Source organism: Streptomyces sp. NPDC044064, assembly GCF_056434245.1.
Map to the genome: position 1 here is coordinate 1 of NZ_JBWKFN010000006.1, position 12,111 is coordinate 12,111.

Annotated in this window: 10 protein-coding genes; 6 read left to right on the forward strand and 4 right to left on the reverse strand. The window is 70.8% G+C overall.

Going from position 1 to position 12,111, the window contains the following annotated elements:
- Positions 1-146 precede the first annotated feature (146 nt).
- The 3 genes from AC07DS_RS11535 to AC07DS_RS11545 all read right to left on the reverse strand — a co-directional run bounded on the left by AC07DS_RS11535 (position 147) and on the right by AC07DS_RS11545 (position 2,546).
- A complete protein-coding gene (locus AC07DS_RS11535) occupies positions 147-1,139 on the reverse strand; it encodes an aldo/keto reductase (RefSeq protein WP_479144240.1) in 993 nt (330 codons plus the stop codon).
- Positions 1,140-1,189: 50 nt separating this feature from the next.
- Positions 1,190-1,774: a Uma2 family endonuclease gene (locus AC07DS_RS11540; RefSeq protein ID WP_479144241.1), complete on the reverse strand. Its 585-nt coding sequence runs from the start codon at positions 1,772-1,774 to the stop codon at positions 1,190-1,192.
- Positions 1,775-1,862: 88 nt separating this feature from the next.
- Entirely contained in the window at positions 1,863-2,546 is a 684-nt protein-coding gene (locus tag AC07DS_RS11545) for an SGNH/GDSL hydrolase family protein (protein ID WP_479144242.1), read from the reverse strand.
- An 89-nt stretch (positions 2,547-2,635) separates the two neighbouring features.
- On the opposite strand from AC07DS_RS11545, the gene AC07DS_RS11550 reads away from it, so the two are divergent.
- Positions 2,636-3,625, forward strand: coding sequence for a WD40 repeat domain-containing protein (locus AC07DS_RS11550; RefSeq protein ID WP_479144243.1), 990 nt, complete (start codon positions 2,636-2,638; stop codon positions 3,623-3,625).
- Positions 3,626-3,797: 172 nt separating this feature from the next.
- Positions 3,798-5,594: an ATP-binding protein gene (locus AC07DS_RS11555; RefSeq protein ID WP_479144244.1), complete on the forward strand. Its 1,797-nt coding sequence runs from the start codon at positions 3,798-3,800 to the stop codon at positions 5,592-5,594.
- A 76-nt stretch (positions 5,595-5,670) separates the two neighbouring features.
- Here AC07DS_RS11555 and serC read toward each other — a convergent pair whose 3' ends face one another.
- On the reverse strand, positions 5,671-6,789 hold the full coding sequence (gene serC / locus AC07DS_RS11560; RefSeq protein ID WP_479144245.1) for a phosphoserine transaminase: 1,119 nt from the start codon (positions 6,787-6,789) through the stop codon (positions 5,671-5,673).
- Between the two features lie 156 nt (positions 6,790-6,945).
- Here serC and AC07DS_RS11565 point away from each other — a divergent pair, with 156 nt between their 5' ends.
- The 4 genes from AC07DS_RS11565 (at position 6,946) to AC07DS_RS11580 (ending at position 12,078) form a co-directional block, all read left to right on the forward strand.
- Positions 6,946-9,774 carry an FAD-binding and (Fe-S)-binding domain-containing protein gene (locus AC07DS_RS11565; protein ID WP_479144246.1) on the forward strand — a complete coding sequence of 943 codons (2,829 nt, stop codon included), beginning with the start codon at positions 6,946-6,948 and terminating at the stop codon, positions 9,772-9,774.
- Entirely contained in the window at positions 9,771-10,547 is a 777-nt protein-coding gene (locus AC07DS_RS11570; RefSeq protein WP_479144247.1) for a metallophosphoesterase family protein, read from the forward strand. The genes AC07DS_RS11565 and AC07DS_RS11570 overlap by 4 nt, the downstream gene beginning before the upstream one ends.
- 53 nt (positions 10,548-10,600) lie before the next feature.
- The gene (locus AC07DS_RS11575; RefSeq protein WP_479144248.1) at positions 10,601-11,725 is read left to right on the forward strand and encodes a lipid II:glycine glycyltransferase FemX; all 1,125 of its coding nucleotides are present in this window, start codon (positions 10,601-10,603) and stop codon (positions 11,723-11,725) included.
- A 221-nt stretch (positions 11,726-11,946) separates the two neighbouring features.
- Entirely contained in the window at positions 11,947-12,078 is a 132-nt protein-coding gene (locus AC07DS_RS11580; RefSeq protein ID WP_479144249.1) for a hypothetical protein, read from the forward strand.
- The last annotated feature ends 33 nt before the right edge of the window (positions 12,079-12,111 follow it).

Consider the following 12,111-nt stretch of genomic DNA (forward strand, 5'->3'; position numbering starts at 1 on the left):
GTGGGGGGGGTTCTCGTCGGTGCTGGATGTTTGTCTTTCTTTTGTCTCGTCTCCTCCCCCTCCCCCCCCCCCCCCCCCCCCCCCCCCCCCCCCCCCCCCCCCCCCCCCCCCACGGCCGTACCGCCGGCTGCGGCGTACGGCCACGGCTACCAGGCGAAGGCCTCCGGGGACGGCCCCGGACCCGGGAAGATCTCGTCGAGGCCCGCCAGCAGCTCCTCGCCCAGCTCCAGCTCCACGGCCCGCAGGGCCGACTCCAGCTGCTGCGGGGTGCGCGGGCCGACGATCGGGCCGGTCACCCCGGGCCGGGTGAGCAGCCAGGCCAGGGCGGCCTCGCCGGGCTCCACGCCGTGCTTCTCGAGCAGGTCCTCGTACGACTGGATCTGCGCACGGATGCCGGTGTTGGCGAGCGAGTCGGCGGCCCGGCCGGAGGCCCTGCGTCCGCCCTGCGCCTCCTTCTTGATCACACCGCCGAGCAGCCCGCCGTGCAGCGGCGACCACGGGATGACCCCGAGGCCGTACTCCTGCGCGGCCGGGACGACCTCCATCTCGGCGCGCCGCTCGGCGAGGTTGTACAGGCACTGCTCGCTGACCAGCCCGATGGTGCCGCCGCGCCGGGCGGCGATCTCGTTGGCCTGGGCGATCTTGTAGCCGGGGAAGTTGGAGGAGCCGACGTACAGGATCTTGCCCTGCTGCACGAGCACGTCGACCGCCTGCCAGATCTCCTCGAAGGGGGTCCTGCGGTCGATGTGGTGGAACTGGTAGACGTCGATGTGGTCCGTCTGCAGCCGCTTCAGACTGGCGTCCACGGCCCGCCGGATGTTGAGGGCGGACAGCTTGTCGTGGTTGGGCCAGGCGTCCCCGTCGGCGGCCATGTTGCCGTACACCTTGGTGGCCAGCACGACCTTGTCGCGCCGGTCCCCGCCCTTGGCGAACCAGTTGCCGATGATCTCCTCGGTACGGCCCTTGTTCTCACCCCAGCCGTACACGTTGGCGGTGTCGAAGAAGTTGATGCCCGCGTCCAGCGCCGCGTCCATGATCGCGTGACTGTCGGCTTCGTCGGTCTGCGGGCCGAAGTTCATGGTGCCGAGGACGAGTCGGCTGACCTTGAGTCCCGTGCGTCCTAGCTGCGTGTACTTCATGGGCAACCAGCCAACGGCTTGGAGTGCGCTCTATGCAAGCGACTTGGGGTCTAGTCGCGGGGGAAGTCGTCGGTCCTGAGGGTGAGGCCCAGATCGGTGGTGGTCATGTCGATGTCCGCTCCGAAGGAGACCGTCAGCTCGCTGATGTACTCACCGTCCTTCGGCTGGCTGTAGAGGTGGCACTTGCCCTGGTAGGGATCGGCGACGAGGTAGACGGGGACCCCGGCGGTGGCGTAGGCCGTCTTCTTGGGGCCGTAGTCGTTGTGTCCGGTGCCCTTCGAGACGACCTCTGCGACGAACTCGACGTCGCCACAGAGCCAGAGGCCCCCGGGCGTCTTCTCGGCGCCCTCGGCCACCAGGGTCACGTCGGAGCAGAAGCCGTTGAGGTGTCCCGGGTAGTCGATGCGGACGTCCGACTTGACACGCTTGCGCGGGTACTTGGTGCGCAACTGCTCGACGATGTCCAGGATGATCTCCCAGTGGGTGTCCCGCTGCGGCGACATGAAAATGGCCCCCTCGACGATGTCGACCTTGTATCCCTCGGGGGTGGTCCGCTCGAGCGACTCGAACAGGTCGTCCAGAGTCGGCTCGCCGCTCTCCTCGGCCATCTCGATCCTGTCTTCAAGGACGGTCATCGTGGCGCTCCTCCCCGGCTGCCCCACGGACAGGTGCAGCCGCGCATTTCAACGATACGCACCGTGACCGGGAGACGCCGGAATCAGGTCAATCTGTTCCGGCCGCGTACGCCTGTCCGATTCCCCACGCCTCCCACATCGCCGCCGCGAACGCCCCCGCGATCCGGTGCTCCCCGCTCGCGTTGGGATGCGTCCCGTCGTAGGTGTCGGCGTGGATGTCGTACGACTGCGGCGGCGAGGCCAGCAGGACCGGCGACCGCGGCTCGTCCAGGTCGGCGACCGCCTTGGCGAGCAGGACGTTGAACCGGTCCACCTGCTCGGTGAAGGCCGCGTCCGCCTGGGCGCGGATGTTCGGGATCACCGGCAGCAGCACCATGCGGATGCGCGGGCGGGCCGCACGGGCGCAGGTGACGAAGGCCCGCACGTTCTCCGCCGTCTGCTCGGCGTTCGTGTAGAAGCCCAGGTCGATCAGGCCGAGCGAGACCAGCAGCACATCGGGCCGGTGCTCGCGTACGGCCTCCCCGATCAGCGGAGCCATGTGTAGCCAGCCTTCGCCCCAGCCGGCCAGATGGGCACGGGGGAAGCCGGGTTCGGCGTAGGCGCACGACGTCGGTGCCTCGGCCGTCTTGTCGTACAGCTCCTCGCGCGGGCCGACGAAGGTGAACGGTCCGCCGTACGACTCGCACAGGTGTCGCCACAGCCGGTAACGCCATGTGTGCTCGCCCGCGCTCCCGATCGTCATGGAGTCGCCCACGGGCATGAACCTAAGCATCCGCTCATAATGGACGATCACGGCAGTGTGTGGAGTGTGAGGCCCACCACGCCCCCTGAACCCCCGGAGGGGATGGCAGGCTTGGTGTCATGCGCCGACCGTTCGCCCTGCTCGCCGGGGTCCTGCTCGCGGGTGCCTGCGCGCTGCCCGCCTCCGCCGCCGAAGGTGACAGCACCGGTGATCAGGGGTTCACCATCAAGGACCCCCGGATCACCGAGTCCAGCGGCCTGGCCGCCTCTCACCTGCACCCCGGTATCTACTGGACGCACAACGACAGCGACGACGGGCCGTACATCTACGCCGTGGACAGCGCGACCGGGAAGACCGTCGCCACGGTGACCCTGCGCGGCATCGGCTCCCCGCGCGATGTCGAGGCCATCTCCATCGGGCCGGACAACCAGATCTACGTCGGCGACATCGGCGACAACCTCGACGGCAAGTGGCCGTACGTCTGGATCTACCGGCTGCCCGAGCCGAAGGTGCTCAAGGACCAGACGGTCCGGGCCACGCAGTACGTCGTGAAGTACTCCGACGGGGCGAGGAACGCCGAGTCGCTGATCGTGCACCCCAGGACCGGGCGGGTCTACATCATCGACAAGAAGGAGGACGGCGGGCATCTCTACGAAGGGCCCGCGCAGCTCTCCACCACCGGCGCGAACATCTTCAAGCCTGTCGCCGCGATCGACCTGTGGGCCACCGATGCCGCCTTCTCCCCGAACGGCCGACAGCTCGCGGTCCGGGGGTACTTCGGCGGCATCTACTACGACTGGAACGGCGGGAAGATCGAGCGGCGGGGGCGGCTGGACGTCCCCCTGCAGGGGCAGGGGGAGTCGGTCTCGTACTCCGCCGACGGCACCAGGCTGATGTACGGCAGCGAGGGAGCCGACAGTTCGGTGGAGGCGCAGGACGCGCCGGCCGGCGCGGCGAGCAAGAAGCCCTCCGGCAACGGGAGTTCCGCCTCCGACGGCGCGGGCGGGACCGGCACGGGCAACAGCGGGAGCGTCAAGGTCGGGGCCGTCGTCGTGGTCGTGGGCGCGGCCGCCCTGTTCGGGTTGCGGCGGCTGCGGCGCAGGCGCTGAACCGGCGGGTACGGCGTCGTCGCGTTCTTCAACTCCCTCATCGATCAGGCGCATTGGCCGGTCGGACGCACTGACCGAGACCGGTTGCCGTCGTTGACATGACGTGAGGGCCGTGTGGCCTGTCGTTTTCCTGTGGATACATCCCGGATGCGTCCGGGGAGAGGAGACGTCGGTGGGGGACGATGACCGCGCTGAAGGAGCCTTCGGCGATGCGGCCTTCGGTGACACGGAGGGCTTCGAGCCGCTGTCGGGAGAGCTGCGTCCTGAAGTGCGTGAGCTGGCCGAGGCGTTGCGCCGCCTGCTGAAGGGCTCGGGGAAGTCGCAGCGGCAGTTCGCGGTCTGTCACCACATCGGTGTCTCCACGGTCTCGCGCTGTCTGAGCGGGGAGCGCATCCCGGACAAGCACTTTCTCGACGGGTTGATGAAGTCGGCCTGCAAGGCTCACGGCAAGGAGGTCGGCGAGGGGCTGCAGGGCCTGATGTACCGGCTGCACGGGGACGCGTTGCTGGCCGAGGACCCGGCCCGGTACCGGGAGCAGATGGCCAGCGACCGGCTGGAGGACGCCGTTCTGCGCGAGGAGGAGGCGCAGCTGGAGGTCCGGGAGCTGAGGAAGTCCGCGAAGGGGCACAAGCAGCAGCTGTGGGCACTGGAGTCCCAGCTCCGTCAGCTGGAGGCGGCGGAGCGGCAGGAGCGGGGCTCCTTACGGGCGGATCCGGAACGGCACCGGATGCGCAAGGAGGAGCTGGAAAAGGCGTGCGCACGGCTGCGGGACCAGGTCGCTCGTCTGGAGAGGGCGCTCGAGGAGGCGGAACGGGAACGGGACGCCGCGCGGAAGCGTTGCCGGGAGCTGGAAGCCGAACTGGCCAGGGCCGCCGAGGTGGCCAGGACCCAGGCCGACGAGTTGCTTCAGGAGGCGGCGCTCGGAGCCACTAAGGTCCGGCCTTCGGTGCTCAGGAGATCAGCGGCGCTGCGCCAGTTGAGAGAAGCCGTGCAGCGGATGGCCGAGGTCCGGCTGCCCGAGCTGGCCGAGCAGCTGTCGCAGGAGCACCCGCAGGATGTGGACATCGTGGTGCGGCCCATCGGCATCCACAGCCTGGACGACATCGGGCAGACGGCCCAGGCGCTCGACACCGTCCACCGCGCCTACGTACAACTGGCCGTCGACCAGGCCCTCCTGCGGAGCAACGTCAACGCGATGTTCGTCAACCTCTCGCGCCGCTCCCAGAGGCTGATCCTGCGCCAGTTGTCCCTGATCTCCGACCTGGAGGAGTCCGAGACGGACCCGGACCGGCTGTCGTCGTTGTTCGGGCTGGACCACCTCGCCACCCGGATGCGCCGCAACTGCGAGAACCTCCTCGTGCTCGCCGGTGAGGAGCCCGGTCGCAGCTGGACCCGGCCGGTCCCGGTGGTCGACGTGCTCCGCGCCGCCGCGTCCGAGGTGGAGCAGTACGAGCGCATCGAGCTGACCGCCGTGCCCGCCGTCGAGATCACCGGCCGTGTGGTGACCGACCTCGTTCACCTGCTCGCCGAGCTGCTGGAGAACGCGACGTCCTTCTCCGCGCCGCAGACCAGGGTCAAGGTCACCGGTCACGCGCTGCCCGACGGCCGGGTGCTGATCGAGATCCACGACACCGGTGTCGGTCTCTCCCACGAGGAACTCGCCGAGGTCAACGAGCTGCTCGCCTCGCCGCCCACCCCGGACGCGTCGGTCGCCCGTCGCATGGGTCTGTTCGTGGTCGGCCGGCTGTCCCGCTGCCACGGCGTCCGTGTCCAGCTGCGCCCGTCCGGCACCGGTGGTACGACCGCGCTGGTCATGCTGCCCGTCGGTGCCATCGAGAACGGCGGCGGGTCCGTCACCTCTCAGCGGGAGCCCAGCTACCTCGACAACGGCGTCGCCCCGCCGCCCACGGCCCACCTGTTCACCATCTGCGACTCCGGCCGTCTGGCCATCGAGCGTCCGCACTCGTAGGCGGCGGTGCCCGGCATACGGCGAGGGGCGCCCCGGCGGACCCGGGGCGCCCCTCGCGACGTACGCAGGAAGAAGGTCAGAGCTTCTCGATCACGTAGTCGACGCACTTCGTCAGCGCCTCGACGTCCGCCGGGTCGATCGCCGGGAACATCGCGATGCGCAGCTGGTTGCGGCCGAGCTTGCGGTACGGCTCGGTGTCCACGATGCCGTTGGCGCGCAGCACCTTGGCGACGGCGGCCGCGTCGATCTCGTCGGAGAAGTCGATCGTGCCGATGACCTGGGAGCGCTTGGCCGGGTCCGTGACGAACGGAGTGGCGTACTTGGACTCCTCCGCCCAGGTGTAGAGGCGGGTCGAGGAGTCCTTCGTGCGGGCCGTGGAGAAGGCCAGACCGCCCTGGCCGTTGAGCCACTCCAGCTGCTGGCCCAGCAGGAACAGGGTGGCGAGAGCCGGGGTGTTGTACGTCTGGTTCTTGCGGGAGTTGTCGATCGCCGTCGGGAGCGAGAAGAACTCCGGGACGTGGCGGCCGGAGGCGTGGACGCGCTCGGCGCGCTCGATCGCGGCCGGGGAGAAGACGCCGATCCACAGGCCGCCGTCGGAGGCGAAGGACTTCTGCGGGGCGAAGTAGTAGACGTCCGTCTCGGTGATGTCGACCGGGAGGCCGCCGGCGCCGGAGGTGGCGTCCACGAGGACGAGCGCGCCCTCGTCGGCGCCGGCCACGCGCTTGATCGGCATGGCGACACCGGTGGAGGTCTCGTTGTGGGTGAAGGCGTACACGTCGACGCCCGCCTCGGCCTGCGCCTCGGGGTGGGTGCCCGGGTCGGCGGCGATGACGGTGGGCTCGGCCAGCCAGGGGGCGAGCTTGGCGGCCTTGGCGAACTTCGAGGAGAACTCACCGAAGTTGAGGTGCTGGGACTTGTTCTCGATCAGTCCGTGGGTGGCGATGTCCCAGAAGGCGGTGGACCCGCCGTTGCCGAGGATGACCTCGTACCCCTCGGGGAGGGAGAACAGGGAGCTGATGCCTTCGCGGACCTGGCCCACCAGGTTCTTGACCGGGGCCTGGCGGTGGGAGGTGCCGAGCAGAGAGCTTCCGGTGGCGGCGAGTGCCTCGAGGGCCTCGGTACGCACCTTGGAGGGGCCCGCGCCGAATCGTCCGTCGGCGGGCTTGATGTCAGCGGGAATCTGGATGTCGGCCACGAGTCGGAGGGTATCGCCCAGGCGAAACGGGACGGAACCGTGTCCGTCCGATGAGACAAGATCGCTGAACTGTGGACTTGTGAGGTTGTACGACGAAACCTGCGGGGCTGTGGAAAAGTTACGGTGACTGTGCGTGATCGGATGCATCCTGGACGCATGACGGATCTTTCGGGCCTGGAGGCGGAGCTGCGCGGGGTCGTCCGGGGCGAGGTCGGCTTCGATGTCACCGCCCGGGCGCTCATGACCATGGACGCGTCCAACTACCGGCGGGTCCCGGCGGGGGTGGTTGCCCCGCGGGACGCCGAGGACGTGGCTGCGGTGCTGGAGGTGTGCCGGGCACGCGGAGTGCCGGTGGTGGCGCGCGGCGGGGGCACCTCGATCGCGGGGCAGGCGACCGGCACGGGCGTGGTGCTGGACTTCACCCGGCACATGAACGGCCTGCTGGAGCTGGACCCGGCCACCCGCACGGCCGTCGTCCAGCCGGGTCTGGTCCTCGACCGGCTCCAGGAGGCCGCGGCCCCGCACGGCCTGCGCTTCGGCCCCGACCCGTCCACCCACAGCCGCTGCACGCTCGGCGGAATGATCGGCAACAACTCCTGCGGCTCCCACTCGGTCGCCTGGGGGACGACGGCGGACAGCGTCCGGGAGCTGTCCGTCATCACCGCGCGCGGCGAGCGGCTGCGGCCGGGCCATGACTGGGCCGGAGCGCCGGACGGGCTGCGCGCCCTGGTGGAGGGCGACCTGGCCCGCCTGCGCACCGGCTTCCCCGACCTGCCCCGCCGTATCTCCGGGTACGCCCTGGACGCCCTGCTCCCCGAGAAGGGCGCCGACGTCGCCCGCTCCTTCTGCGGCTCCGAGGGCACCCTCGGCATCCTCACCGAGGCGGTCGTAGCTCTGGTGGAGGCGCCACGGGCACGGGCCCTCGCGGTGCTGGCGTACGGCGACGAGTCCGGCGCCGCCGAGGCCGCCGCCGGACTCCTGCCTCTCGGACCGCTCACGGTGGAGGGCATGGCGGCCGACCTGGTGCGCTCGCCGGCCGGGCTGCCCGAGGGCGGCGCCTGGCTCTTCGTGGAGACCGGCGGGCAGACACCGGCCGAGGCACGCGCGCGTGCGGAGGCGATCGTCCGCGCGGCCGACGTCGTCGACTCCCTGGTGGTCACGGACCCGGCGGCCCAGCGCACCCTGTGGCGCATCCGCGAGGACGCTTCGGGCACGGCGACCCGCATGCCCGACGGCAGGGAGGCCTGGCCCGGCTGGGAGGACTGCGCGGTGCCCCCCGCCCGGCTCGGCCCCTACCTCAGGGACTTCCGCGCCCTGCTCACCGACCACGGCCTGCGCGGCACTCCGTACGGCCACTTCGGCGACGGCTGCATCCACGTCCGCATCGACTTCGACCTGCTCACCGAGGCGGGCGTCGGCCGCTTCCGGCGCTTCTCCGAGGAACTGGCCGACCTGGTCGTCGCCCACGGCGGCTCGCTGTCCGGGGAGCACGGCGACGGCCAGGCCCGCGCGGAGCTGCTGCCGCGGATGTACGGCGAGGAGACGGTGCGGCTCTTCGAGCGGGCCAAGGCGCTCTGGGACCCCGACGACCTCCTCAACCCCGGCATGCTGGTCCGCCCGGCCCCGCTCGACACCAACCTCCGTTTCTCCGTCCTGCCCCGCCGCCCGGTGGACGTGGCCTTCGGCTATCCGGCCGACGGCGGCGACTTCGGCGCGGCCGTCCGCCGCTGCGTCGGCGTCGCCAAGTGCCGTACGACCGCGGCCGCCGGGCCCGCCGTGATGTGCCCCTCCTTCCGGGCGACCGGCGAGGAGGAGCACTCCACCCGCGGGCGCGCCCGGCTGCTGCACGAGATGCTCGCGGGCGAACTGGTCACGACGGGCTGGCGCTCCACAGAGGTCCGGGACGCCCTGGACCTGTGCCTGTCCTGCAAGGGCTGCCGCTCGGACTGCCCGGTGGGAGTCGACATGGCCACCTACAAGGCCGAGTTCCTGCACCACCACTACGAGGGCCGACGCCGCCCCGCCGCCCACCACACGATGGGACGGCTGCCGCTGTGGCTGCGCTGGGTGGCACGGACGCGCACGGCCCCACTGCTCAACACACTCGCGTCCCTACGCCTGCCGGCCCGGGCAGGCAAACGCCTGGGCGGAATCGCACCGGAACGGCAGATCCCGAGGATCGCCCGGGAGCCGTTCACCCGCTGGTGGCGACGGCGGAAGCGGCGCACCACGGGGGACCCGGTCGTCCTGTGGCCGGACACCTTCACCGAGCACCTCTCGCCCTCGGTCGGACAGGCGGCCGTCCGGGTGCTGGAGGCCGCCGGCCTCAGGGTGGTCCTGCCGCCGTCCCGCCCGCTCGGCGGCGCGGTCTGCTGCGGCCTGACCTACGTCTCCACCGGCCAGCTCGACCGGGCCCGCGCGGTGCTGCGCCGCACCCTGGACCTGATGGAACCGGTGCTGCGCCGGGGCACCCCGGTCGTCGTCCTCGAACCGAGCTGCGCGGCCGCCCTCCGCGGCGACCTGCCGGAACTCCTGCACGACGACCCGCGAGCGCCCCGGCTGGCCTCGTCGGTCCTCACCTTCGCCGAGGCACTCGAACGGCACGCCCCCGACTGGACCCCGCCCGCCGTCGACCGCCCGGTCGCCGGCCAGACCCACTGCCACCAGCACGCGGTCCTCGGCGACACCGCCGACCGGAACCTGCGCGCGTCCGCGGGCCTGACCGGCGAGCTGAGCGGCGGCTGCTGCGGACTCGCGGGCAACTTCGGCTTCGAGAAAGGACACTTCGAAGTGTCGAAGGCGTGCGCCGAGGAGCAGCTGCTGCCCTCGGTACGGGAGGCGCCGCAGGGCGCGGTGATCCTGGCGGACGGCTTCTCGTGCCGCACCCAGCTGGAGCAGCTGGCGGGGGTGCGGGGGCGGCATCTGGCGGAGGTGCTGGCCGAGGGGCTGGAGAAGACGGAGAAGGAAACGGGGGCCGGGAAGTGACCGAGGAACACGGCCGGCTGGCGGTCCTCTCGGACATCCACGGGGTACTCCCCGCCCTGGAGGCGGTCCTGGCAGAGCCCGAAGTGGCCGCCGCCGACCGCATCGTCCTCACCGGGGACATCACGGCGGGCCCCCAGCCGGCCGAGGTGCTGGACCTGCTGCGGTCGTTGGGTGAGCGGGTGCTGTGGGTCGGCGGGAACGCGGACCGGGAGCTGGTGGAGTACCGGCGGGGCGAGCGCACGGAGATCCCGGATCCCATCGGCCCGTTCGCGGCGCGGGCGCTGCGCGAGGACCAGGTGGACTTCCTCGCCGCGCTGCCCGGAACCCTCACCCTGCGCGTCCACGGCCTGGGCAAGGTGCTGTTCTGCCACGCCACCCCGCGCGACGACGAGGAGGTGGTGCTGGTGGACTCCCGCCTCGAGCGCTGGACCGAGGTCCTCTCCGGCCTCGACCCGGGCATCGGCACGGTCGTCTGCGGTCACACCCACATGCCGTACGTCCGCCTGGCCCACGGTCGTCTGGTGGTCAACCCGGGCAGCATCGGCATGCCGTACGGCCGTCCGGGCGCCCACTGGTGCCTCCTGGGCCCCGGAGCCGATCTGCGCATGACGCCGTACGACATACCGGGGGCGGTGGCCAGGCTCACCGCCGAATGTGCGTACCCGGAGATCGCCGGCTGGGCCGACTTCTACCTGAACTCCCGGGTGACGGACGCGGAGGCGCTGACCGCGTTCGGGCCGAGGGACGGCAGGGAAGCCTCCGGGATTTCGTAGCGGCGGATTCATAGGCTGGCGGAACCGAGCGACCCCGAAGGAGCCGAGTCCGCATGACACCCCTCCGCCTTCAGGCCATCAGCCGCGCCGAGCACCTGTCCTTCGTGGCCTCCCTGCCGTCGGTCAGCCACATGCAGCTCCCGTCCTGGGGCGATGTGAAGCCCGACTGGCAGGCGGAGAGCCTGGGGTGGTTCGACGGGGACGGGCGGCTGGTGGGTGCCGGACTGGTGTTGCTGCGGCCGTTGCCGAAGGTGAAGCGGTATCTGGCGTACCTGCCCGAAGGGCCCGTCATCGACTGGCACGTGCCCGACCTGGAGCGCTGGCTGGAGCCGATGCTCGCCCATCTCAAGAGGCGCGGCGCCTTCTCCGTGAAGATGGGGCCGCCCGTGGTCGTGCGGCGGTGGAGTCCCGAGGCGGTCAAGGCCGCGATCGCCGACCCGGGCGCGCACCGGCTGCGGGACACGGAGCCGACGTCGGCCGAGCCGCGCGCCGAGGAGCTGGCGGAGCGGCTGCGGGGTATGGGCTGGCGGCAGGCCGAGGCGGGCGGCGAGGACGGGTTCGCCGCCGGGCAGCCCCGATACGTGTGCCAAGTGCCGTACACCGGGCGCTCGTTGGAGGACGTCCGGAGCGGGCTCAACCAGCAGTGGCGGCGCAACATCAAGAAGGCCGAGAAGGCCGGCGTGCAGGTCGTGCGCGGGGGATACGAGGACCTGCCGGTCTTCTACGGCCTCTACACGGAGACCGCCGAGCGCGACCGGTTCATCCCGCGCCCGTTGCCGTACTTCCAGCGCATGTGGACGGCGCTCGCCGCCGAACACCCCGACCGGATGCGGCTGTACCTCGCGCGCCACGAGGGTGAGGTGCTCGCCGCGGCCACCATGCTGATCGTCGGCGGCCACGTCTGGTACTCCTACGGTGCCTCCACCAGCCGCAGGCGCGAGGTCCAGCCCAACAACGCCATGCAGTGGCGGATGATGGCCGACGCCCACGAACTCGGTGCCCACGTCTACGACTTCAGGGGAATCACCGACACCCTGGAGGAGTCCGACCACCTGCTCGGGCTGCTCCGCTTCAAGGTGGGCGCGGGCGGCGAGGCGGTGGAGTACGTGGGGGAGTGGGACTTCCCGCTCAACCGGCTGCTGCACAAGGCGCTCGGCGTCTACCTGTCCCGGCGCTGAGCCCCGGCTCTCAAGGCCGCTCTCAGGTTCGTGCCCGGTTCATAAGAGAATTCTCAGGTTCGGCGGCACTCCTCAGGAATCACCAAGGTACTCCCAGGTACTCACAGCACCCCTTTGCCATTTTTGCCGTTCGATGCCTCGGGTGGCGTGTAGGTTCTTCGACATCGGGTTCCGGACGCGGAATTCCCGGACCATAGAACTGCGAAACACTAGGAGTCGGAATGAGCTTCAAGAAGCTTGCCCCGCTGCCCCCGAAGCCCAAGTCGAAGCAGCTCCCGCCGCCGCCGAAGCCGAAGCCCCGGAAGCACGCCCCCAAGCCGCTGCCCAAGCCGCTGCCCGGCCGGGACCTGTGATCCGACGCTGATCCGAAAGGGGTCGACGGTGCA